This is a genomic window from Rhodovulum strictum, assembly GCF_009649175.1.
Classification (GTDB): domain Bacteria; phylum Pseudomonadota; class Alphaproteobacteria; order Rhodobacterales; family Rhodobacteraceae; genus Rhodovulum; species Rhodovulum strictum.
In genome coordinates, this window is the sequence record NZ_WJPO01000013.1 from 69,452 (window position 1) to 90,898 (window position 21,447).

At 68.7% G+C, this 21,447-nt stretch carries 20 protein-coding genes; 8 read left to right on the plus strand and 12 right to left on the minus strand.

Going from position 1 to position 21,447, the window contains the following annotated elements:
• Nucleotides 1-2 precede the first annotated feature (2 nt).
• The 5 genes from ntrX to hflX all read left to right on the plus strand — a co-directional run bounded on the left by ntrX (nucleotide 3) and on the right by hflX (nucleotide 6,043).
• Complete coding sequence (gene ntrX / locus GH815_RS09935) at nucleotides 3-1,421, plus strand: nitrogen assimilation response regulator NtrX (protein ID WP_153748620.1); 1,419 nt, start codon at nucleotides 3-5, stop codon at nucleotides 1,419-1,421.
• A gap of 56 nt (nucleotides 1,422-1,477) precedes the next feature.
• Nucleotides 1,478-2,854 (plus strand): Trk system potassium transporter TrkA, encoded by a 1,377-nt coding sequence (trkA, locus tag GH815_RS09940; protein ID WP_153748621.1) that lies wholly within the window; start codon nucleotides 1,478-1,480, stop codon nucleotides 2,852-2,854.
• A 4-nt stretch (nucleotides 2,855-2,858) separates the two neighbouring features.
• Complete coding sequence (locus tag GH815_RS09945) at nucleotides 2,859-4,379, plus strand: TrkH family potassium uptake protein (protein ID WP_153748622.1); 1,521 nt, start codon at nucleotides 2,859-2,861, stop codon at nucleotides 4,377-4,379.
• A 135-nt stretch (nucleotides 4,380-4,514) separates the two neighbouring features.
• Nucleotides 4,515-4,748: an RNA chaperone Hfq gene (gene hfq, locus GH815_RS09950; protein WP_081535796.1), complete on the plus strand. Its 234-nt coding sequence runs from the start codon at nucleotides 4,515-4,517 to the stop codon at nucleotides 4,746-4,748.
• A complete protein-coding gene (gene hflX / locus GH815_RS09955; protein WP_153748623.1) occupies nucleotides 4,745-6,043 on the plus strand; it encodes a GTPase HflX in 1,299 nt (432 codons plus the stop codon). The genes hfq and hflX overlap by 4 nt, the downstream gene beginning before the upstream one ends.
• 76 nt (nucleotides 6,044-6,119) lie before the next feature.
• Here hflX and GH815_RS09960 read toward each other — a convergent pair whose 3' ends face one another.
• The 5 genes from GH815_RS09960 to GH815_RS09980 all read right to left on the minus strand — a co-directional run bounded on the left by GH815_RS09960 (nucleotide 6,120) and on the right by GH815_RS09980 (nucleotide 9,356).
• Nucleotides 6,120-6,452, minus strand: coding sequence for a hypothetical protein (locus GH815_RS09960; RefSeq protein ID WP_153748624.1), 333 nt, complete (start codon nucleotides 6,450-6,452; stop codon nucleotides 6,120-6,122).
• Between the two features lie 108 nt (nucleotides 6,453-6,560).
• Nucleotides 6,561-7,028 (minus strand): transcription antitermination factor NusB, encoded by a 468-nt coding sequence (nusB, locus tag GH815_RS09965; protein ID WP_153748625.1) that lies wholly within the window; start codon nucleotides 7,026-7,028, stop codon nucleotides 6,561-6,563.
• A complete protein-coding gene (locus GH815_RS09970) occupies nucleotides 7,025-7,564 on the minus strand; it encodes a 6,7-dimethyl-8-ribityllumazine synthase (protein WP_153748626.1) in 540 nt (179 codons plus the stop codon). The genes nusB and GH815_RS09970 overlap by 4 nt, the downstream gene beginning before the upstream one ends.
• A 3-nt stretch (nucleotides 7,565-7,567) precedes the next feature.
• On the minus strand, nucleotides 7,568-8,686 hold the full coding sequence (ribB, locus tag GH815_RS09975; RefSeq protein ID WP_153748627.1) for a 3,4-dihydroxy-2-butanone-4-phosphate synthase: 1,119 nt from the start codon (nucleotides 8,684-8,686) through the stop codon (nucleotides 7,568-7,570).
• A gap of 67 nt (nucleotides 8,687-8,753) precedes the next feature.
• A complete protein-coding gene (locus GH815_RS09980) occupies nucleotides 8,754-9,356 on the minus strand; it encodes a riboflavin synthase (RefSeq protein WP_153748628.1) in 603 nt (200 codons plus the stop codon).
• A 124-nt stretch (nucleotides 9,357-9,480) separates the two neighbouring features.
• On the opposite strand from GH815_RS09980, the gene GH815_RS09985 reads away from it, so the two are divergent.
• From GH815_RS09985 to GH815_RS09995, 3 genes are all read left to right on the plus strand, one after another.
• Nucleotides 9,481-10,773: a capsule biosynthesis protein gene (locus tag GH815_RS09985; protein ID WP_153748629.1), complete on the plus strand. Its 1,293-nt coding sequence runs from the start codon at nucleotides 9,481-9,483 to the stop codon at nucleotides 10,771-10,773.
• Between the two features lie 136 nt (nucleotides 10,774-10,909).
• Nucleotides 10,910-12,034, plus strand: a complete 1,125-nt coding sequence (locus GH815_RS09990; RefSeq protein WP_153748630.1) for a polysaccharide biosynthesis/export family protein — start codon at nucleotides 10,910-10,912, stop codon at nucleotides 12,032-12,034.
• An 8-nt stretch (nucleotides 12,035-12,042) separates the two neighbouring features.
• A complete protein-coding gene (locus GH815_RS09995) occupies nucleotides 12,043-14,121 on the plus strand; it encodes a capsular polysaccharide biosynthesis protein (RefSeq protein WP_153748631.1) in 2,079 nt (692 codons plus the stop codon).
• On the opposite strand, the gene aqpZ is transcribed toward GH815_RS09995, so the two are convergent.
• The 7 genes from aqpZ to GH815_RS10030 form a co-directional block, all read right to left on the minus strand.
• Nucleotides 14,118-14,807, minus strand: a complete 690-nt coding sequence (gene aqpZ / locus GH815_RS10000) for an aquaporin Z (RefSeq protein WP_153748632.1) — start codon at nucleotides 14,805-14,807, stop codon at nucleotides 14,118-14,120. The genes GH815_RS09995 and aqpZ overlap by 4 nt on opposite strands.
• A 177-nt stretch (nucleotides 14,808-14,984) precedes the next feature.
• A complete protein-coding gene (gene ribD / locus GH815_RS10005) occupies nucleotides 14,985-16,085 on the minus strand; it encodes a bifunctional diaminohydroxyphosphoribosylaminopyrimidine deaminase/5-amino-6-(5-phosphoribosylamino)uracil reductase RibD (protein ID WP_343030778.1) in 1,101 nt (366 codons plus the stop codon).
• The gene (nrdR, locus tag GH815_RS10010; RefSeq protein ID WP_153748633.1) at nucleotides 16,082-16,549 is read right to left on the minus strand and encodes a transcriptional regulator NrdR; all 468 of its coding nucleotides are present in this window, start codon (nucleotides 16,547-16,549) and stop codon (nucleotides 16,082-16,084) included. The genes ribD and nrdR overlap by 4 nt, the downstream gene beginning before the upstream one ends.
• A gap of 118 nt (nucleotides 16,550-16,667) precedes the next feature.
• Nucleotides 16,668-18,077, minus strand: a complete 1,410-nt coding sequence (locus tag GH815_RS10015; RefSeq protein WP_153748634.1) for an FAD-binding oxidoreductase — start codon at nucleotides 18,075-18,077, stop codon at nucleotides 16,668-16,670.
• A 64-nt stretch (nucleotides 18,078-18,141) separates the two neighbouring features.
• Nucleotides 18,142-18,972, minus strand: a complete 831-nt coding sequence (locus GH815_RS10020) for an MBL fold metallo-hydrolase (protein ID WP_153748635.1) — start codon at nucleotides 18,970-18,972, stop codon at nucleotides 18,142-18,144.
• Between the two features lie 78 nt (nucleotides 18,973-19,050).
• A complete protein-coding gene (locus tag GH815_RS10025) occupies nucleotides 19,051-19,392 on the minus strand; it encodes a DUF427 domain-containing protein (protein WP_153748636.1) in 342 nt (113 codons plus the stop codon).
• 87 nt (nucleotides 19,393-19,479) lie between these two features.
• Nucleotides 19,480-21,285: an aminopeptidase P family protein gene (locus GH815_RS10030; RefSeq protein ID WP_153748637.1), complete on the minus strand. Its 1,806-nt coding sequence runs from the start codon at nucleotides 21,283-21,285 to the stop codon at nucleotides 19,480-19,482.
• Nucleotides 21,286-21,447 lie beyond the last annotated feature (162 nt).

Below are 21,447 nucleotides of genomic sequence, written 5' to 3' on the forward strand. Positions count from 1 at the left end.
ACATGGGCGACATCCTGATCGTCGACGACGAACGCGACATCCGCGAACTGATCGCGGACATCCTTCAGGACGAGGGCTACTCCACAAGGCTGGCCGCCAATTCCGACCAGTGCATGGCCGAGATCAATGCCGAGCCGCCCGCGCTGATGATCCTGGATATCTGGCTCAAGGACAGCAACATGGACGGGATCGACATCCTGTCCCGGGTCAAGCGCGACAACCCGGATATCCCCATCGTCATCATCTCGGGCCATGGCAATATCGAGATCGCGGTGGCGGCGATCAAGCAGGGCGCCTATGACTTCATCGAGAAGCCGTTCAACATCGACCAGCTTCTGGTGGTGATCCGCCGCGCGATGGAAGCCTCGCGCCTGCGCCGCGAGAACCAGGACCTGCGCCGCAAGGACGTGACCCAGGCCGAGATGATCGGCGCCAGCCCGGCCTTCCGGGCGCTGAAATCCCAGCTCGACAAGGTGACGAAATCGAATGGCCGGGTGATGCTCAGCGGCCCGCCGGGCTGCGGCAAGGAGGTGGCGGCGCGCTATATCCATGCCCAGTCGAACCGCGCGAACGGCCCCTTCGTGGTGGTCAATTCGGCCTCGATCGAGCCCGAGCGCATGGAGGAGGTTCTGTTCGGCCGCGAAAGCCCCGCGCGCGGCGTGGAACCGGGCCTTCTGGAACAGGCCCATGGCGGCATCCTCTATTTCGACGAGGTCGCCGACATGCCGCTGGGCACGCAATCCAAGATCCTGCGGGTGCTGGTCGACCAGCAATTCCAGCGCGCGGGCGGCACCGACCGGGTGCGGGTCGATATCCGCGTGATCTCGTCCACCACGCGCGACCTGCCCGCCGAGATTGCCGCAGGCGGCTTCCGCGAGGAGCTGTATCACCGGCTGAACGTGGTCCCGATCGACGTGCCCGCGCTGGACGAACGGCGCGAGGACATTCCCGAACTCGCCCGCCATTTCATCCAGGGCTTCAACCGCGCCCAGGGACTGCCGCTGCGCGCGCTGACCGGCGAGGCCGAGGCGCTGTTGCAGACCATGGCCTGGCCCGGCAATGTGCGCCAGCTCAAGAACGTGATCGAGCGGGTGCTGATCCTGGGCGACGGCCACGACCCGATCACCGCCGCGGAACTGCCCATGCCGGTCGAGGGCGCCGCCGATGAGGGGCGCGTGGTGCTGTCGGCGGGGCTGGCCACGCTGCCCTTGCGCGAGGCGCGCGAGCTGTTCGAACGGGAATACCTGCTGACCCAGATCAACCGCTTCGGCGGCAATATCAGCCGGACGGCCAATTTCGTCGGCATGGAACGCTCGGCGCTGCATCGCAAGCTGAAATCGCTGGGCGTGGTCACCTCGCCCAAATCCGGCGCGCGGCTGGCCCATTTCGAGGACGAGGAAGAGGAAGCCGGGGCCGATTGACCCCGCCTGCCCGTTCTGCGATTCATGGGCGCATGTATCGCCAACGGGTGCGGTGAATGAAGGTCATCATCTGCGGCGCGGGCCAGGTCGGCTGGCAGATCGCCCGTCACCTGTCGGGCGAGAAGAACGACGTGACCATCGTCGATCTGAACGGCGACCTGATCCGCCGGGCGACCGATGCGCTGGACGTGCAGGGCATCGCGGGGCACGCGTCCTATCCCGACATCCTGGAACGGGCGGGCGCGCGCGATGCCGACATGATCATCGCCGCCACCCAGTCTGACGAGGTCAACATGGTCACCTGCCAGGTGGCCCATTCGATCTTTGCCATTCCGCGCAAGATCGCCCGCCTGCGCGCCGAATCCTACCTGACCGCGATCTATTCCGAGCTTTACCGCCGCGACCACCTGCCCATCGACGTGGTCATCAGCCCCGAGCGCGAGGTGGCCGAGGCGGCGCTGCGACGCATCGCCGCGCCTGCGGCCTTTGACACCGAATATTTCCTGGGCGGCCAGGCGCAGCTTCTGGGCATCTCGCTCGACGCGGATTGCCCGGTGCTGAAAACGCCGCTGCGTCAGTTGACCGACCTGTTCTCGACCCTGCGCGCGCTGGTCGTCGGCATCCGCCGCGAGGACACGCTGTTCGCGCCCGAACCCGGCGACCAGCTTTTCCCCGAGGATCAGGTCTATGTCTTTTCGCATGTCGAGGACGTGAACCGGACGCTGGAGATCTTTGGCAAGTCCACGAAGAAGCAGGAGCGCGTGGTCATCATCGGCGGCGGCAATGTCGGGCTGGCCGTGGCACAGGCGCTGGAACGGCGCGAGGACCGCATCCGCGCCAAGGTGATCGAGAAGGACCGCGCCCGCGCCGAGACGGCGGCGGATGCGCTGGAACGCACCATCGTCCTGCATGGCGACGGGCTGGACGTGAGCCTGCTGGAAGAGGCCAATGTCGACCGCGCCGATGCGGTTCTGGCGCTGACCGATGACGACAAGACCAACCTGCTGGCCGCGGTCCAGGCCAAGCTGGCGGGCTGCCCGATGGCGATCTGCCTGGTCAACGACCCCTCGCTGGTGCCGCTGATGGGGGCGCTGGACATCGACGCCTATATCAACCCGCGCGCCACCACGGTCAGTTCGATCCTGCGCCATGTCCGGCACGGCCGGGTACGCAACGTCTATTCCATCGGCGATGCCGAGGCCGAGGTGATCGAGGCGCAGGTGCTTTCGACCTCGCCGATGGCGGGCAAGCGGGTGCAGGATATCGACTTTCCCGAAGGCGCGCTGATCGGGGGCGTGATGAAGGGCGGCAAGGTGATCCGGCCCCATGGCGATACCCGCATCGAAGAAGGCGATGTGGTCGCGATCTTTGCGCTTGCCGCCGATGTGCCGGAAGTGGAGCGCCTGTTGCAGGTCTCCATCGACTATTTCTAGGCCGATGCGACGGCTTTACGACCTTCCGTTCCTGGTGATCCTGATGGGGATCGGGGCGCTGGCGATGTTCCTGCCGGTGGGCGTGGCCGTGGCGGAACGCGACTGGCAAAGCGCGCGCAGCTTCCTGCAATCGGGGCTGATCTTCAGCGTGCTGGCCGCGCTGATCGGGCTGGCCACGATCGGGAACCGCGTCATCAACCAGGCCCGCAGCCACCTGCTGGCGATGCTGGGCTTCTACGCGCTGATGCCGCTGATGCTGGCCGTTCCCTTCGTCGAGGCGGTGCCGGGGGCCAGCTATCTGGACGGCTATTTCGAGATGATCTCGAGCCTGACCACCACGGGCGCCACGCTTTACGACGATCCCGCGTCCCTGAGCGCGGCGGTGCATCTGTGGCGGGCGCTGGTCGGCTGGCTGGGCGGGTTCTTCATCTGGGTGACGGCGATCTCGATCCTGGCGCCGATGAGCTTGGGCGGGTTCGAGGTGACGGCGGGCCCCGGCGGCGCGCGCCAACTGGGCACCGCCGGGCCGGGCGCGGGCCGGGCCGCCGATCCGCGCGGGCGGCTTCTGCGCTTTGCCCGCCGCTTTGCGCCGATCTATCTGGGGCTGACCGCCAGCCTGTGGGTGCTGATGCTGGTCGCCGGCGAAGGCCCGCTGGTCGCGGCCTGCCACGCGATGTCGGTTCTGGCCACCTCGGGCATCTCGCCGGTCGGCGGTGTGCCGGGCGGCCAGAGCGGTTTCGCGGGCGAGCTGTTCCTGTGGGGCTTCTTCATCTTCGCCTTCACCCGGCAGACCTTCATGCTGGACCTGCGGCCCCAGAGCTGGCGCGCGCTGGGAAGCGATCTGGAGTTGCGGATGGGGGTGGTGATCGCCTGGGCTGTGACGCTGTTCCTGTTCGCGCGCCACTGGATCGGCGCCTACGAGGTCGAAGCCGACGAGAACTCGGTCGCGGCGCTGCGCGCGCTGTGGGGGGCGGTGTTCACGGTGACCTCTTTCCTGACGACCACGGGCTTCGTCTCGTCCGACTGGGCCGAGGCGCAGACCTGGTCGGGGCTGGCCACGCCGGGGCTGATCCTGGTCGGGCTGGCGGTGTTCGGCGGCGGCGTGGCGACAACTGCGGGCGGGGTCAAGCTGCTGCGCATCTACGCGCTTTACAAGCATGGGGTGCGTGAGATGGAGAAGCTGATCAACCCCTCGTCGGTCGGTGGCGCGGGGGCCTTTGCCCGGCGCATCCGGCGCGAGGGGGCGCAGATCGCCTTTGTCTTCTTCATGCTCTTTGCACTGTCGCTGACGGTGACGATGGTGGCGCTGGGCATCGCGGGCATCGAATTCGACGCGGCGATGGTGCTGACGGTGGCCGCCCTGACCACCACGGGACCGCTGGCCGCCGCCACGACCGAACCCGCGCTGTCCTATGCCGCGCTGGGCGACGGCGCGCGGATGGTGCTGGCCGCCGCGATGGTGGTGGGCCGGCTCGAGACGCTGGCCATCATCGCGCTGCTGAACCCCGAATTCTGGCGCGGTTGAGCCGCGCGCGCGATTTTTCGGATTGCCGATCCGCAAAGGGGGGTGGAAAGTCTTGAAACCTCGCGACATACTCGCACCGAGGGAACAGCTTCTGTCCATCCTGGGGCAGGTCCAGACAACAAGGGCAAGAAACGAATGGCTGCCGACAAGCAGAATTTGCAGGACGCATTCCTTAACCATGTTCGCAAGACCAAGGTGCCGGTCACGATCTTTCTGATCAACGGCGTCAAGTTGCAGGGCGTCATCACCTGGTTCGACAATTTCTGTGTTCTGCTGCGCAGGGACGGGCAATCGCAGCTTGTCTACAAGCATGCGATCTCGACGATCATGCCCTCGCAGCCGATCAATCTGTACGACGGTGAGGATTGAGCCCCTCTGACCTTCTGGAGCATGGCCCCCAGGTGACGCGCGCCTGGGTGCTGCATCCCGATATCGCATCGGACCGCACGCGGCGCGATGCCCGGCCCGCGCTGGACGAGGCGGTGGCGCTTGCCGCCGCCCTGCCCGGCCTTGAGGTGGCCGGGTCCGAGATCGTGCCGCTGCCCAAGGTGCGGCCGGGCTGGCTGTTCGGATCGGGCAAGATCGAGGATCTGGGCGCCCGGCTCAAGGCGGCCGAGGTCGAACTGGTGCTGATCGACGGGCCGGTGACGCCGGTGCAGCAGCGCAACCTGGAACGGGAATGGAAGGTCAAGATCCTCGACCGGACCGGGCTGATCCTGGAAATCTTCGCCGACCGCGCCCGCACCCGCGAGGGCGTGTTGCAGGTCGAACTGGCCGCCCTGTCCTATCAGCGCACGCGGCTGGTGCGGGCCTGGACCCACCTTGAACGCCAGCGCGGCGGCCTCGGCTTCGTGGGCGGCCCCGGCGAGACCCAGATCGAGGCCGACCGACGCGCCATCGACGAAGCGATCGTGCGGTTGAAGCGCCAGCTTTCCAAGGTGGTGCGCACGCGCGACCTGCACCGCGCCGCGCGCCGCAAGGTGCCGTTCCCGGTGGTGGCGCTGGTGGGCTATACCAACGCGGGCAAGTCGACGCTGTTCAACCGGCTGACCGGGGCGGAGGTGCTGGCCAAGGACATGCTGTTCGCCACACTCGACCCGACGATGCGCAGCATAACGCTGCCCAGCGGGCTGAAGGTGATCCTGTCCGACACGGTGGGCTTCATCTCGGATCTGCCGACGCAACTGGTCGCGGCCTTCCGCGCCACGCTGGAGGAGGTGCTGGAAGCCGATCTGATCCTGCATGTGCGCGACATCGCCCATCCCGACACCGAGGCGCAGGCGGCGGATGTGCGAGCGATCCTGACCGATCTGGGCGTGACCGAGGACACGCCGCAGATCGAGCTGTGGAACAAGACCGACCTGATCGAGCCCGACCGGCGCGAGGCGCTGGCTGCCGTGGCGGCCCGGCATGAGGGGGTGCGCACGATCTCGGCCTGGACCGGCGAGGGGATCGAGGGGCTACTGGAGGCGATCACCGCCGCGCTGGACGAAACGCGCGTGCGGCGCGAGTTGCATCTGGGCTTTGCCGAAGGGCGGCGGCGGGCCTGGCTTTATGCCGAAGGCGTGGTCGAAACCGAGCAACAGGGCGAGGACGGGTTCGATCTGACGGTCAACTGGACCGCGCGGCAGGAACAGCGGTTCCGGGCGCTGACCGGTGACTAGCTGCAGCACGGACAAAAAATGGCGGCCCGAAGGCCGCCAGTTTGTGCATCATCCCGAATGAAGACGTCTACGAGCATCAGCGCGGGGGTGGGCGTCGGTCACGCACCGGCACCGCAATGGGCACCGGCACCTCGGCCAGCTCGCGCACGCGCTCCGGCAGGAACCGGCCGCGCGTTCCGTCATCCTCGTTGCGGGCCATCGACATCACCGCGATGCCGAACTGCACGCCCGAGAACACGATCCCGTTGAACACGAAAAGCAGCGCAACCGCCAGCCACCCGCCCGAGACATGAGTGACGAGGTGCCAGAGATTGGCCACGTTCAAGTGCAGCAACAGCGCCACGAAGGCGGCCGACAGAAGGAACCCGATGATCGTTTGCCGGATGTAGAGGCTTACCAGTCTGGGCATGGACCGACTCCGTTGCGTTCTCCCATTAGGTAGCCATTCGTGGACCGATTCCAAGAAGAATCTCGCGCCTCGTGTGAACAGCCCCGATGCCGGGCACGCGGCGGGGGGTCAGAACGCCTCGGGCCGGACCTCGCGCGCCATGTGATCGAGCACGGCATTGACGAATTTCGGCTCGCGCCCCTCGGGGAAGAAAGCCTTGGCGACATCGACATATTCGGTGATGACCACCTTGGGCGGTGCCTTGCCGTCCACCAGTTCGGCGCCCGCGGCACGGAACAGCGCGCGCAGCGTCGGGTCGATGCGCGCGATCGGCCATTTCGCCACCAGCGCCCGGTCGGTCATCTGGTCGATCTTCGCCTGCCAGGTCACCGCGCCTTCCAGCGTGGCGCGGAACAGTTCGACATCGCCCTCGGCCAGTTCCTCGCCTTCTTCATAGGCCGCGCCGAAACGCCAGGTCTCGAACTCGCGGCATACGGCATCCACGGTCTGGCCGGACTGTTCCATCTGGAACAGCGCCTGCACGGCATAAAGCCGGGCGGCGGATTTCATCTGGCGGCGTTCGGCGGCGGTGGTCATGCGCGCTCGCTCCCTTCGGCGATCTGGAACCCGCCCGAGGGCTTGAAGCCGACGCCGCGGGTCTCGCCGCCCCAGCGCCGGGCCAGCGCGATCAGATGCAGCGCCGCCGCGGCCGCGCCGCCGCCCTTGTTCATATCCGCAGGGTTCGCCCGCTCGACCGCCTGTTCGTGGTTTTCGACGGTCAGGATCCCGTTGCCGATCAGCGCGCCCTGAAGCCCCAGCAGCATCAGCCCGCGCGAACTGTCGTTGCAGACGGTTTCATAATGGCTGGTCGCGCCGCGGATCACGCAGCCCAGCGCCACATAGCCGTCGAAATTCGACAGCCGATGCGCCAGCGCGATGGCCCCGGGCAGTTCCAGCGCGCCGGGCACCTCGATCAGGTCATGGCTAGCGCCCGCGGCGTCCAGTTTCGCCCGCGCGCCCGCAACCAGCATCTCGGCAATGTCGCGATAGAAGGGCGCGACCGCGATCAGCAGCTTTACCGGCCGGTCGAAGACGGGCAGCGGCAGGATGTGGTGGGGGTCCTGGTCGGCCATGTCTCAGCCCTCCATCTCGATCTTGCGGGTGCCCGCGATGGACAACCCGTATCCCTCAAGCCCGACGACCCGCGGGAGGGGCGAATTGGTCAGCAGCGTCAATTCATGCAGCCCCAAGGCGGCGAGAATCTGCGCGCCCAGCCCGTACTGGCGCAGCGTCTGGGGCGAGGCCCCGCCGCCGCCAAGCTTCATCGTGGTGTCGCGCAGCAATACGACCACGCCGCGCCCTTCGGCGGCAATGATCTCCATCGCGCGCGCAAACTCGCCCGCGGGGTGCGGCCCAAGGCCAAGCACGTCCTGCAACGGGTCAAGCGCGTGCATCCGCACCAGCACCGGGCCGGGCGCCAGGATGTCGCCCTTGGTCAGCACCACATGCTCGGCGCCCTGGGTCACATCGGCGAAGATGCGCATCAGCCAGTCGCCGCCATGGGCCGAGGTCACCTGCCGCGCGGCGGTTTCGTTCACCAGATTGTCGTGACGGCGGCGATAGGCGATCAGGTCCGAAATCGTGCCGATCTTGAGCCCGTGCCGCTGGGCGAAGGCCACAAGGTCGGGCAGCCGCGCCATCGAGCCATCATCGTTCATGATCTCGCAGATCACGCCCGAAGGGTTCAGCCCGGCCAGCCGCGCGACATCGACGGCTGCTTCGGTATGGCCCGCGCGGACCAGAACGCCGCCATCGCGCGCGCGCAGCGGAAAGATATGGCCGGGCGTGGCGATATCGGACGCGGTCTTGCCCGCGTCGATGGCCACGGCCACGGTGCGCGCGCGGTCATGGGCGGAAATGCCGGTGGTCACGCCCTCGCGCGCCTCGATCGAGACGGTGAACGCGGTTTCATGGCGGCTGGAATTCTGCGAGGCCATCAGCGGCAGGCCCAGCGCATCGACTCGCTGGCCGGTCAGCGTCAGGCAGATCAGCCCGCGGCCATGGGTGGCCATGAAGTTGATCGCCTCGGGCGTGGCCATCTGGGCGGGGATCACCAGATCGCCCTCGTTCTCGCGGTCCTCGTGGTCGACAAGGATGAACATCCGCCCGTTGCGCGCATCCTCGATGATCTCCTCGATGGACGAGATCGCGTCGCGGAAGCTGTCCTGATCGGAGGCGGAGGTCTCGGTGGTCATGGTCTGCCCGTCTTTGGCTGTCGCGAGGCAGATAGACCATCGCAAGACAGAGCGCCAGAGGGCGCGCTTAGCCCGCGGCCTCGGCCAGCCGGGCGACATAACGCGCCAGCGTGTCGATCTCCAGGTTCACACGGTCGCCCACCCGCGCCAGCCCCCAGGTGGTGGCCTGCTTGGTGTGGGGGATGAAATTGACGCCGAAGCTGGCGCCCTCGACCTCGTTCACGGTCAGCGAGGTGCCGTTCAGCGCGACCGAGCCCTTGGGCGCGATGAACTTCGCCAGCGCATCGGGCGCGCGAAAGGTGATGCGCGTGCTGTCGCCTTCGTCGAGCATGGCGACGATCTCGGCCAGCCCGTCGACATGGCCCGACACGATATGCCCGCCCAGTTCATCGCCCACCCGCAGCGCGCGTTCCAGGTTGATCCGGCTGCCCTCGGCCCAGCCGCCCAGATTGGTCTTGGACAGCGTCTCGGCCGAGATCGTCACGGCGAACCAGCCGCCGCTCTCGTCCCGGCCGCGGTCGGTCACCGTCAGGCAGACGCCGTCGCAGGCAATCGAGGCGCCGGTCTCGATTGTCTCGGGCACATAGCTGCAACCGATCCGCGCGGTCAGGTCGCCGCGCTTTTCCAGCGCGCGGACGGTGCCGATATCGGTGATGATGCCGGTAAACATGGCGCGGGGCTCCTTGTGCGGTTCTGCGCCCGACCTAGCGGCTGGCCGCCCGCAGGGCAAGCGCCGCGCCCGCACAGCCGAATGGCGCTTTCGCAACCGCCCGAAAAATGGCCCTATGGCGGGCATGACGACACATTCGGGCAGCAATCGGCGCTTTCTGCTTCTTCAGGGGCCGCACGGGCCGTTTTTTGACCGGCTGGGCCGCGGCCTGCAGGCCGCCGGTCACGCGGTCTGGCGCGCGGGCTTCAACCGGGGCGATTCCGCCTTCTGGTCGGACCGGGCGTGCTATGTTCCGGTCACCTGCCCGCCCGCCGACTGGCCCATGGCCTGTGCCCGGCTGCTCGACCGGCTGGCGATCACCGATATCGTGCTTTACGGCGATACAAGGCCCGTCCACGCCACAGCCATCGCCGCCGCCCGCGCCCGGGGCCTGCGCATCCATATCTTCGAGGAAGGCTATCTGCGGCCCTGGTGGGTCACCTATGAACGCGACGGCGCGAACGGCCATTCGCGGCTGATGGACCTGTCGATCCCCCACATCGCGGCGCTGATGCCGGGCGAGGCACCGCCCGCCGCCGAGGCCCCCGCCCATTGGGGCGATCTGCGCGCGCATATGGTCCATGGCGCGCTGTATCACGGGCTGGTCATGCTGCCCTCGCGCCGCTATCGCCACTACCGGCCCCATCGCGGCCTGCCCGTGCGCGCCGAATTCGCGCTGTACCTGCGTCGGCTGGCGCTGCTGCCCCTCCATGCCGCCGCCCGCTTTGCCGCCACGCGCAGGATCCGGCGGGGCGGGTTTCCCTATCACCTGGTGCTGCTGCAACTGGCCCATGATGCGAATTTCCGCCATCACGGGCCATTCGCGCGGATCGAGGATTTCCTGGCGCTCTGCATCGAGGGCTTTGCCAGAGGTGCCCCCGCCCATCACCATCTGGTGTTCAAGGCCCACCCGCTGGAGGACGGGCGCAGCCCCCTGCCCGGCACGATCCGGGCTCTGGCGCGCGCGCAGGGGCTGGCCGGGCGGGTGCATTTCGTGCCGGGCGGCAAGCTGGCCTTGCTGCTCGACGGGGCAAACAGCGCGGTCACGGTGAATTCCACCGCGGCGCAACAGGCGCTGTGGCGCGGCTTGCCGCTGCGCGCCTTTGGCCGGGCGGTCTATGACAAGCCCGAACTGGTCTCGGACCAGCCGCTTGCCGAATTCTTCGCTGATCCCCAGCGCCCGGATCCCGCGGCCTATCGGCTGTTCCGCCGCTTCCTGCTGGAAACCAGCCAGGTTCCGGGCGGCTTCTATGCGCGGGCTGGCCGCGACCAGGTGATGCGCCGGGTGGTCGACCTTATGCTGGCCGAGGCCGATCCCTACGACCTGCGTTCCGCGCCGAACGCGGCCTTGACGCAACACCTGCGCCTTGCCGGATGACCGACAGATTTGCCAGACTGGCCCGATGCACTGCGATCCTGTAGCCTGCGGGAAAAATATCGTGGCAGTTCCAAGCTGTCCGAGACGACCCTGAGGCAGTTACAAACAAGAACAAGGACGCCGAGCAGTGAGAATCATGTATTCACGGGGGGCGAGGGCCATCGCCCTTCTTGCTCTTGTGGCGACCGTGGGCGCCTGTGGCCTGCCGCGCTCTGGCCCCAACAAGCGCGAGATTTTTTCCGGCGCGATCCAGAAACAGGGCGATTCCTTTGTGGTCGCGGTCAATGACCATGTGACACGGGCGACCGCGGTGGTCCCGGCCATCGGCTTTCCGGCCGAGTTCCGCGGCGCCGGACTGGTCACCGCCGACATCATCCAGGCGGGCGACGTTCTGGGCCTGACGGTCTATGAAAACGTGGATGACGGCATCCTTGCCCGGTCGGGCGGCAATGCCGCGGCGCTGAACGAGGTGCAGGTGGACGATTCGGGGTTCATCTTCATCCCCTATGCCGGGCGGATCCGCGCGGCGGGCAACACGCCCGAGCGGCTGCGCCAGATCATCACCGAAAAGCTCGACGCCCAGACCCCCGATCCGCAGGTCGTGGTGCGCAGGCTGGCGGGCGACGGGGCGACCGTTTCGGTCGTGGGCGGCGTTGCGGGTCAGGGTGTCTATCCGATCCAGCGCCCAAGCCGCACCCTGAGCGGCATGCTGGCCACTGCGGGCGGCATCTCGATCCCGCCCGAAGTGGCACGGATCACGCTGTTGCGCGGCAACCAGCGCGGCGATGTCTGGTTCCAGGATCTCTATAGCCATCCCCAGATCGACATCGCGCTCAGGAATGGCGACCGCATCCTTGTCGAACGCGACACGCGCGCCTTTACCGCGCTTGGCGCGATGGGCGCCCAGCGCCGCGTGCCGTTCGAGACGCAGAACCTGTCGGCGATCGAGGCGATCGCCCAGGTGGGCGGGCTGAACACGGGGCTGGCCGATCCCAAGGGCGTCTTCGTGATGCGCAACGAATCGCAAGAGGTGGCCCGCATGGTGCTGGGCCGCGAAGATCTGATCGGCGAACAGCGCATGGTCTATGTGCTGGATCTGACCCAGCCCAACGGGATGTTCCTGGCCCGCGATTTCGCGATCCGCGATGGTGACACGGTCTATGTGACCGAGGCGCCCTTCGTGCAGTGGCAGAAGACGCTGAACGCGATCACGGGCACGGCGGGTACGGCCAACAACCTGACCTCCCTTGCGGGCAACTGACCGGGGCGATGCGCCCCGACCGCGATAGCGACGCCGCCGGGGGACAGACCCCTCGGCGGCTTTTCGTTTTCAATGGCGGCTTCCTGACCGGGCGGCGGGTGCGGCGCATCCTGACGCTTGCAGGCCACGAGATCCGGCTTGGCCTGCCCGGCCCCGACGATCTGGTGGCGGTCTGGGGCGCGCGGCCGAGTGCGGGGCGCGGGCTTGCGGTGGCGGCGGCACGCAAGGCGGGCGTTCTGCGGGTCGAGGATACGTTCCTGCGATCGGTCCTGCCGGGGCGGGCGCGGGGTGCGGGCGGGCCGCTGGGGCTGATGCTCGACCGGCGGGGGGTGCATTTCGACCCGTCCTGCCTGTCCGATCTGGAACATCTGCTGGCCACCCACCCGCTGGACGATACCGCGCTGCTGGACCGGGCACGGGCGGCCATCGGGCGGCTGAAGGCCGGGCATCTGAGCAAATACACGGGCTTCGACCCGGCCAGACCGGTTCCCGAACCCGGCTATGTTCTGGTGATCGACCAGAGCCGGGGCGATGCCTCGGTCGGCGCAAGCGGCGCGGATGCCGCCACTTTCCGCGAGATGCTGGAGATGGCGCAGATCGAGCACCCCGGCGCGCGGGTGATCGTCAAGGCCCATCCCGAAACCGCGCTTGGCCTGCGGCCGGGGCATTACGCGCCCGACCAGCCGGGGATGCTGGCTGCGCCGGTCTCGCCCTGGGCGCTGCTCGAGGGGGCGGTGGGGGTCTATACCGTCTCGTCCCAGATGGGGTTCGAGGCGATCCTCGCGGGCCACCGGCCCCGCGTCTTCGGCCAGCCATTCTATGCGGGCTGGGGCCTGACGGATGACGAACGCCCCCTCGCCCGTCGCACCCGCCGGTTGACCCGCGCGCAACTGGCCGCCGCCGCCCTGATCCTGGCGCCCACATGGTATGACCCGCTCCGCGACCGGCTTTGCGAACTGGAAGACGCGCTGGCGGTGCTGGAGGCCGAAACGCGCGCCTGGCGCGAGGACCGGCAGGGCTGGGTCGCAGGCGGCATGCGGATGTGGAAACGCGGCATTGTGCAGCGTTTCTTTGGCGGGGTGCGGCCCGTGCGCTTTGCCCCCGATGCCGCAGCGGCCGAGGCGCGGGTGGCGGCAAGCGGGCGGCGGACGATGGTGTGGGCTTCGGCGGCAGATCGCACCCGCAACGGCACGGTGCGGGTCGAGGACGGGTTCCTGCGCTCGCGCGGTCTGGGCGCGGCGCTGGTGCCGCCGCTGTCGCTGGTGCTGGACGATCTGGGCATCCATTACGACCCGGCACGCGAAAGCCGGCTGGAGCGGCTGATCGCGGCCTCCTGCGGGCTCGACCCCGTCGCGCGCGCCCGGGCCGAGCGGCTGATCGGCCTGCTGACGCGCGGGGGGGTGACGAAATACAACCTCGGCGGCGGTGCCCTGCCCGACCTGACCCCCGGCCACCGCATCCTTGTCGCGGGACAGGTCGAGGACGATGCCTCGGTCCGGCTGGGCTGTCCGGCCGAGCGGACCAACCTTGCGCTGCTGCATCGCGCCCGGGCCGAGAATCCGGGGGCCGTGATCCTCTACCGCCCGCACCCCGATGTCGCGGCGGGCCTGCGCCCGGGCGCGCTGACCGACGCGCAGATCCGCGCTCATGCCGATCCGGTACCCGCCGCGACGGGGCTGGCCGCGTTGCTGGCAGAGGTCGATGAGGTCTGGACGCTGAGTTCCGGTCTGGGCTTCGAGGCGCTCTTGCGCGGCCTGCCCGTCACCTGCCTCGGCGTGCCGTTCTATGCGGGCTGGGGGCTGACGCGCGATCTGGCGCCGGTGCCCGCCCGCCGTCAGGCGCGGCCCGATATCGTCGCGCTGGCCCATGCGGTGCTGATCGACTATCCGCGCTACCGCGACCCCGTCACGGGGCGCCCCTGCCCCGCCGAACTGGTGGCCGAGCGTCTGGGAGAGGGCCGCCTGCCCGCGCCTGGTCCGGGGCTGCGGGCACTGTCGCGCCTTCAGGGGGCATTGGCGGGCCATGCCTGGCTCTGGCGCTGGCACCCCGGCCCGGGCGACGGGCCGGGGGCAGGTTCATCCGACTAGGCGTCGTCGGACAGCAACGCCTTCCAGATCAGCGCACCAATGGCCGCCCCGATCAGCGGTGCCACCCAGAACAGCCAGAGCTGGCCCAGCGCCCCGGTCTCGGCAAAGACCGCAACGGCGGTCGAGCGCGCCGGGTTGACAGAGGTATTGGTCACCGGGATCGAGACCAGATGGATCAGCGTCAGCCCAAGCCCGATCGCGATGGGCGCAAAGCCCGCCGGGGCGCGCGCCGAGGTCGAGCCCAGGATGATGATGAGGAAGGCCGCGGTCAGAACGATCTCGGCCAGCAGCGCCGCGAACATCCCGTAGCCGCCCGGCGAAAGCGTGCCATAGCCGTTCGAGGCGAAACCGCCCGGCGTCCAGCCCGCAGCACCCGAGGCGATCAGGTACAGCACCACCGCCGCCGCAAGACCGCCCACGACCTGCGCCACCCAATAGGGCAGAAGCTCGCCCCAGCCGAAGCGGCCGCCCAGCGCAAGGCCCAGCGAAACGGCGGGGTTGAAATGGCCGCCCGAGATGTGACCGACCGCATAGGCCATGGTCATCACGGTCAGACCGAAGGCGATGGAAACGCCGACAAAGCCGATCCCGAGGTCTGGAAAGCCCGCCGCCAGCACCGCGCTGCCGCAGCCGCCGAAGACGAGCCAGAATGTGCCGAAGAATTCGGCGGATAGTTTCTTGATCATGTCGCACCCTTTGGAGCGTTGAAATATTGGTCGTCCTGAAAGTCGGGAAAACTCCGCCCGAAGACGGCCCCGCACTGGTCCGAAAACACGCATCCCCCGCAGGATGAGGCGGTGGATGGACAAGGAATGAAACGGGTTGCGGCAAGGCGCAAGCGCCCTGGCAGGGGATCGGGTCCGTCAGGCCCGTTCCCAGCGATGCATCACGTCGTCGCCGATGGCGCGGGTCTCGATCAGGCGGAAGCGCGGCGCCTCGGCCAGCCGTGCCAGCCCCAGCGCGCCCAGCGCGGGCCGCCCCTCGGCGCCCAGCGCCAGCCCGGCGGTGAAGCCCACCAGTTCGTCGACCAGCCCCGCCGCCAGCAGCGCCGCACCCAGGCTGCCGCCGCCCTCGCAGAACACCCGCGTCAGCCCCGCCGCACCCAGCGCTTGCAGGGTCGCGGCCGGATCAAGCTGGCCGTCCGCGCCGATGGCCCCCTCGATCAGCCGCGCGCCCAGCCGCTGCCAGTGCTCGCAGCGCTCGGGCGCGGCATCGGGGCCATGACAGAGCCAGAGCGGAACGCTGGCAGCCGTTGCGGCAAGCCGCCCCTCCCTTGGCAGGTCGAGCCCGCGGGACAGCACCACGCGCACCGGCTGATGCGCCACGCCCAGCCCCCGCACGGTCAGGTCCGGATCGTCCGCCCGCGCGGTACCGCCCCCCACCATCACCGCGTCATGTCGGGCGCGCTGGGCATGGACCAGTCGCCGGGCACCCTCGCCGGTGATCCAGCGGCTTTCGCCGCTCGCGGTGGCGATCCGCCCATCGAATGACGTGGCCAGTTTCAGCGTGACAAGCGGGCGCCCCTCGGTCCGGTTCAGCAGGAACCCGCGATGCGAGCGACGCGCGGCCTCGGCCATCACGCCGGTCTCGACCGCAATCCCGGCGCCGCGCAGGATCGCGTGACCGCGCCCCGCCACCCGCGGATCGGGGTCTTCCAGCGCGCTGACCACGCGGGCCACGCCCGCTGCCACCAGCGCCTCGGCGCAGGGCGGCGTCTGGCCATGGTGGGAACAGGGTTCGAGGCTGACATAGGCAGTGGCGCCCCGCGCCGCCGCGCCCGCCTGGGCCAGCGCCAGGGGTTCCGCATGGGGCCGCCCGCCCGGCGCGGTCCAGCCGCGGCCGACGATGCGCCCCCCGTTCACGATCACGCAGCCCACCGCGGGGTTGGGCCAGACCCGCCCCAGCCCGCGCGCGCCCAGCGCCAGCGCCAGCGCCATGAACCGCGCGTCGTCCTGCGCGCTCACTCCTCGGCCGGGGCCGAGGGGCGCAACTCGCTCACGAACTTGTCGAAATCATCCGCCGCCTGGAAGTTCTTGTAGACGCTGGCAAACCGCACATAGGCCACGGTGTCGATCCGGGCCAGCGCCTCCATCACGATCTCGCCGATGGTCTTCGAGGGAATGTCGGTCTCGCCCATGCTTTCCAGCCGCCGCACGATGCCCGACACCATCTGGTCGATCCGCTCGGGATCGACGGGGCGTTTCTGAAGCGCGATGCGGACCGAGCGTTCCAGCTTGTCGCGGTCGAAATCCTCGCGCCGTCCGTTCGACTTGATGACCACCAGATCACGCAACTGCACCCGTTCATAGGTGGTAAAGCGCCCGCCACAGGCCGGGCAGAAGCGGCGGCGGCGGATCGCGACGTGATCCTCTGCGGGCCGCGAATCCTTTACCTGGGTATCGATATTTCCGCAGAACGGGCAGCGCATGGCCTCTCCCTCGGTGGTGCTTTGAGGTTATCCACAGGCACTATAGGGGAGCCTCAAGCATTTGGGTAGGGGCGATTTCGTCAACTAGATATGGGACAGCCGGGTTCGTGCCACCGGGTCAAGCCAGCACCGCGCCCGGGTTCATGATCCCCGCCGGGTCAAGGGCGGTCTTGATCGCGCGCATCGCCGCCAGCCGGGCCGGATCGCCATAGCGTTCCAGATCCTCGACCTTGAGCCGCCCCACCCCATGCTCGGCGCTGACCGACCCGCCCAGCGCATGCACCAGATCATGCACGCAGCGCTTGATCGCGGCGCGCTTGTCCTCGTGATCGGCGCGCGTCTCGCCGGGCATGGGGAAGACGTTGTAATGCAGGTTGCCATCGCCCACATGGCCGAAACAGTTCACCCGGAACCGCCCCAGTGCGGCCAGCGCAGATCCCGCGCACGCGATGAAATCGGGGATCGCCGACAGCGGCACCGAGATGTCATGCGACGAGATCGCGCCGATCTTGCGGTTGGCCAGCGGCAGGCTTTCGCGCAGCGCCCAGAACGCGGCCCTCTGCGCTTCGGATTGCGCGATCAGCCCGTCGCTGACCAGCCCCGCCCCGGCCGCCTCGGCAAAAAGCCCCTCCAGCGCCGCGCCCGGATCCTGCCCCGCACCTAGGCCCAGGTCGATCAGCACGCACCATTCGGGCGGCTCGGCCCAGGGCTGGCGGATCTCGGGCATGGTCTCGGCCAGGAAATCAAGGCCCTGCCGATGGATCAGTTCGAAGGCCGAGACCCCCTCGCCGATCCGCCCCTGCGCCAGCGCCAGCAGGTCGAGCGCCGCCTGCGGGTCCGTCACCGCCAGCAGCGCCGCGCCGGTCCGGGCGGGCGGCGGCACCAGTTTCAGCGCCGCGGCGGTGATGATGCCCAGCGTCCCCTCGGCCCCGATCAGCAGATGGCGCAGATCATAGCCCGTGTTGTCCTTGCGCAGCCGCTTCAGCCCATGCAGCACGGACCCGTCGGGCAATACCGCCTCGATCCCCAGACACAGATCGCGCGCATTGCCGTAGCGCAGCACGTTCACCCCGCCCGCATTGGTGGACAGCACACCACCGATCCGGGCAGACCCCTCGGAGGCCAGCGACAGCGGAAACAGCCGCCCCGCCGCCTCGGCCGCATCCTGCACCTCGGCCAGGATCGCGCCCGCCTCGGCGATCAGCACGTTCTCGGCGGGATGAACGGCACGGATCGCCCGCATCCGCTCCAGCGTCACGATCACCGGGGCCGGGCCGCTGTCCATCACCTGCCCGCCGACCAGCCCCGTGCCGCCCCCATAGGGCACCACCCCCACCCGCGCGGCGGCACAGGCGCGCACGATTTCGGCCACCTCCTCGACCGTCCCCGGAGCCAGCAGCAACCCGCCCTGCCCGCGATAGCGCCCGCGCGGTTCCTCCAGATAGGCCGGGGTCAGGTCGCGGAAACAGGCCGCGGGCAGGCGCGCACGCAGATCGGCGGCAAAGGCGTCGGTGACGGGGGTCAGCATGGGCGGTCCTTTCGCCCAAGCTCAAAGCACAGAGCCCGCGCGGCTGGCAAGTCACTCGGGCCAGTCACTCCGGATCGTGCAGCGGCTCAGGGTCCAGCACGATCACCGTGGGCCGGTCGGGCAGCGTGCGCAGCGAGATCTCCAGATGCCCCGCCCCTTCGCGCCGGATCGCGAATTCGCCCGACATGCCCGCCAGGAACCGCTCCAGCGACGGGGCGCCGAACCAGTGCATCGGGATCACGACCGAACTGCGCAGCCGTTCCAGCACCCGGATCATCGTCGGCAGATCCAGCGTCAGCCCGCCATCGACCGGCGCCATCACCACGTCCAGCCGACCGAGCGAGGCATATTGCATCTCGTCGGGCTCGTGATGCAGATGCCCCAGATGCCCGATGCAGAGCCCGGCAACCTCGAAGACGAAGATCGAGTTGCCATTCTCGCGCACCACCGAGCGGTCGAAGCCGCGCACATCGGTCGGCACGTTGCGCACCAGCATCTCACCCAGATCGAGGTGATGATCGGCCGCCACGCCATCCCTTGCCCAGCCTTCCAGCACATGCGGGATCGCGGGATCGGGGAAGGCGGTGAAATGGGTCTGATGGGCGTTGTTCATCGTGACCACATCGGGGATCAGCCGGGTCGCGCCCAGAAAACCCGTGAAATCGGTCGCCGCACTCAGCCCGCCCGCCGTCTCGATCAGGAAGGTTGCATGATCGACAAAGCTGATGCGCACCGTATGCGGATCGGGCAGGGGCGTGCCGAACGCGGCAAGCTGGACATATTCCAGCGCGGGATCGGCCTCGGCGATGGCGATGCAATGGCTGGGGCGGCGGTCCTGCGCGGCGGCGGGCAGCGCGGTCAGGACGGCAAGCGCGGTCAGGCAGGCTCGGATCATCGGCGGGCACCTCCTGCGGGCAAGGATAGGGCGCTGCCGCCCGCCGTCATGCTGCCATGCCGCCGGGGCGGGCCGCGATCACAACTGCTCGACCGTCACCTTGTCGGCGTGAAAGGCCAGATGGCCCGCGATCCGCTCGATCCCCGGACCCGGGTTTTCATAGCACCAGCCCGCATCGGGGATGTCATAGCTTTTCGCATGCAGGGTGAAATAGCTCGCCTCGCCCTTGAGCGGACAGGTGGTCCGGCTGTCCGAGCGTTCAAGAAAGGCCATCGCCACATCCTCGCGCGGGAAATAGACCACGGCTGGCCGGTCGCCCTCGACCAGTTCCAGCGCATTGCGGCTTTCGGCGATCACGGCACCCCCCGCCCGGACGACCCAGACGCCTTCGGCCCGGTGAATCCCGATATGATCGGCCATGGCTACACTCCCCTCGCTGGTTTCGGCGTCTGACGCGCCAGCGTTCAGTCACACGATCGTCATCGGAATGTCCAGACGGCGGAAAGGTCAGATCGGCAGCGTCGCCGCCGCCAGCCAGTCGCGCGCAGGCTGCGAGACCTCGGGGCCGACCAGATCGGCAACGCGCGCGTGATAGGCGTTCAGCCAGTCGCGTTCCTCGGCATTCAGCATTCCCGCGACGATCAGGCGGTGGTCGATGGGCACGAAGGTCAGCGTCTCGAAGCCCAGCATCTCGCGGTCGTCGGCCCCCTCCAGCACCGGCGCGGGCTGCACCACGATCAGGTTCTCGATGCGGATGCCGAACGCGCCCTCGCGGTAATAGCCCGGTTCGTTCGACAGGATCATGCCCGGTTCCAGCGCCACATGCGACAGCCGCGAAATCCGCTGCGGCCCCTCATGCACCGACAGATAGGCACCGACCCCGTGGCCCGTGCCATGATCGTAATCCTGTCCCGCCAGCCACAGCGGATAGCGCGCCAGCGCATCCAGATCGCGCCCCGCAACGCCCTTGGGAAAGCGTGCGCGGGAAATCGCGATCATGCCTTTCAGGACGCGGGTAAAGGGCGCGCGCGCCGCCTCGGGCGCCGTGCCAACCGCCACCGTCCGGGTGATATCGGTCGTGCCGTCCAGATACTGCCCGCCCGAATCCACCAGCAGCACCTCGCCCGGCACCACACGCCGGTTCGTCGCCTCGCTGACCCGATAATGCACGATCGCCCCGTTCGGCCCGGCCCCTGCAATCGTGTCGAAGCTGATGTCCCGCAGCTTGCCGGTCGCGCGCCGGAACCCTTCCAGCCGCTTGACCACGTCGATCTCGGTCAACGCACCGCCCGGCGCCTCGGCATCGAGCCAGGCCAGGAACTCGACCATGGCCGCCGCATCGCGCAGATGCGCCGCCCGCGCCCCGGCCAGTTCCGCCGCGTTCTTGCACGCCTTGGGCAGGATGCACGGATCCGCGCTCCGCGCGACCTCGATCCCTGCCTCCTGCAACTGGCGCAGCACCCACAGGGGCGCGCTGGCCGGGTCCAGACGCACCGGGCCGACAAGGCTTTTCAACCCCGCGCCAAGGGCAGCATCCGGGCGCAAGGTCACCTCCGGCCCCAGATGCGTGCGCAGATCCGCCGTCGCCTTGGCCGGATCGGCATACAGGGTCACATGCCCGTCGTCATGGATTACGGCAAAGCCATGCGGCACAGGGTTGCGCGGTACATCCGCCCCGCGCACGTTCAGAAGCCAGGCGATGGAATCGGGCAGCGTCAGCACCGCCGCCCGCTGCCCAGCCGTGCGCAGGACAGCGGCGATGCGCGCCCGCTTCCCTGCATGGTTCTCGCCCGCCAGCGCCTCGGGATAGGGTGTGATCGGGCCTTGCGGGGGGCCGGGCTGATCGGGCCAGAGCCGGTCGATCAGGTTCTCCGTTTCGCGCAGCGTAACCCCGCTGCCCTGCAACGCCTCGCTCAGCTTTTCCACCTGCTCGGGCGTGTGCAGCCAGGGGTCAAGCCCCACCACGCCGCCCTGCGGCAACGCCGCGCGCAACCAGTCCGCCAGTTGCGTCTCGGGCCAGTTGACCGGGGTGAAATGGCCCTGATCCACCTGCGCCCTGACCTGAACGCGATAGCGGCCATCGACGAATACCCCCGCCCGATCCGTCAGCACACAGGCAAAGCCCGCCGAGCCGGTGAACCCCGTCAGCCAGGCCAGCCGCTCGTCCCGCGGGGCGACATATTCGCCCTGATGGGCATCCGCACGCGGCACAAGAAACCCCGCCAATCCCGCCCGGGCCATTTCGGCGCGCAGGGCGGCAAGTCGCGGCGGGCCGTCCTGCGGCGATGTGGGGCTCTCGAAGCTCTGGAACATGGCTTGCCTTGCGCAGAAAAGCGCCCCGCGGGGCGCCGTCGGCGCAAGACTAGCAGCCCCCGCGCGCCCGGCAAGCCGCTTCGCCGCGGCCCAGGATGCGGACTCATAATGGCGCATCCAGAGGCGTGATGATGCGATGAGGATCTCGGCGAGGTAGTTTCT

Excerpts from the sequence above, each read along its gene's own strand:
- ntrX (WP_153748620.1), top strand. The coding sequence starts at position 3 with ATGGGCGACATCCTGATCGTCGACGACGAACGCGACATCCGCGAACTG.
- trkA (WP_153748621.1), top strand. The coding sequence starts at position 1,478 with ATGAAGGTCATCATCTGCGGCGCGGGCCAGGTCGGCTGGCAGATCGCC.
- GH815_RS09945 (WP_153748622.1), top strand. The coding sequence starts at position 2,859 with ATGCGACGGCTTTACGACCTTCCGTTCCTGGTGATCCTGATGGGGATC.
- hfq (WP_081535796.1), top strand. The coding sequence starts at position 4,515 with ATGGCTGCCGACAAGCAGAATTTGCAGGACGCATTCCTTAACCATGTT.
- GH815_RS09960 (WP_153748624.1), bottom strand. The coding sequence starts at position 6,452 with ATGCCCAGACTGGTAAGCCTCTACATCCGGCAAACGATCATCGGGTTC.
- nusB (WP_153748625.1), bottom strand. The coding sequence starts at position 7,028 with ATGACCACCGCCGCCGAACGCCGCCAGATGAAATCCGCCGCCCGGCTT.
- GH815_RS09970 (WP_153748626.1), bottom strand. The coding sequence starts at position 7,564 with ATGGCCGACCAGGACCCCCACCACATCCTGCCGCTGCCCGTCTTCGAC.
- ribB (WP_153748627.1), bottom strand. The coding sequence starts at position 8,686 with ATGACCACCGAGACCTCCGCCTCCGATCAGGACAGCTTCCGCGACGCG.
- GH815_RS09980 (WP_153748628.1), bottom strand. The coding sequence starts at position 9,356 with ATGTTTACCGGCATCATCACCGATATCGGCACCGTCCGCGCGCTGGAA.
- GH815_RS09985 (WP_153748629.1), top strand. The coding sequence starts at position 9,481 with ATGACGACACATTCGGGCAGCAATCGGCGCTTTCTGCTTCTTCAGGGG.
- GH815_RS09990 (WP_153748630.1), top strand. The coding sequence starts at position 10,910 with ATGTATTCACGGGGGGCGAGGGCCATCGCCCTTCTTGCTCTTGTGGCG.
- GH815_RS09995 (WP_153748631.1), top strand. The coding sequence starts at position 12,043 with ATGCGCCCCGACCGCGATAGCGACGCCGCCGGGGGACAGACCCCTCGG.
- aqpZ (WP_153748632.1), bottom strand. The coding sequence starts at position 14,807 with ATGATCAAGAAACTATCCGCCGAATTCTTCGGCACATTCTGGCTCGTC.
- nrdR (WP_153748633.1), bottom strand. The coding sequence starts at position 16,549 with ATGCGCTGCCCGTTCTGCGGAAATATCGATACCCAGGTAAAGGATTCG.
- GH815_RS10015 (WP_153748634.1), bottom strand. The coding sequence starts at position 18,077 with ATGCTGACCCCCGTCACCGACGCCTTTGCCGCCGATCTGCGTGCGCGC.
- GH815_RS10020 (WP_153748635.1), bottom strand. The coding sequence starts at position 18,972 with ATGATCCGAGCCTGCCTGACCGCGCTTGCCGTCCTGACCGCGCTGCCC.
- GH815_RS10025 (WP_153748636.1), bottom strand. The coding sequence starts at position 19,392 with ATGGCCGATCATATCGGGATTCACCGGGCCGAAGGCGTCTGGGTCGTC.
- GH815_RS10030 (WP_153748637.1), bottom strand. The coding sequence starts at position 21,285 with ATGTTCCAGAGCTTCGAGAGCCCCACATCGCCGCAGGACGGCCCGCCG.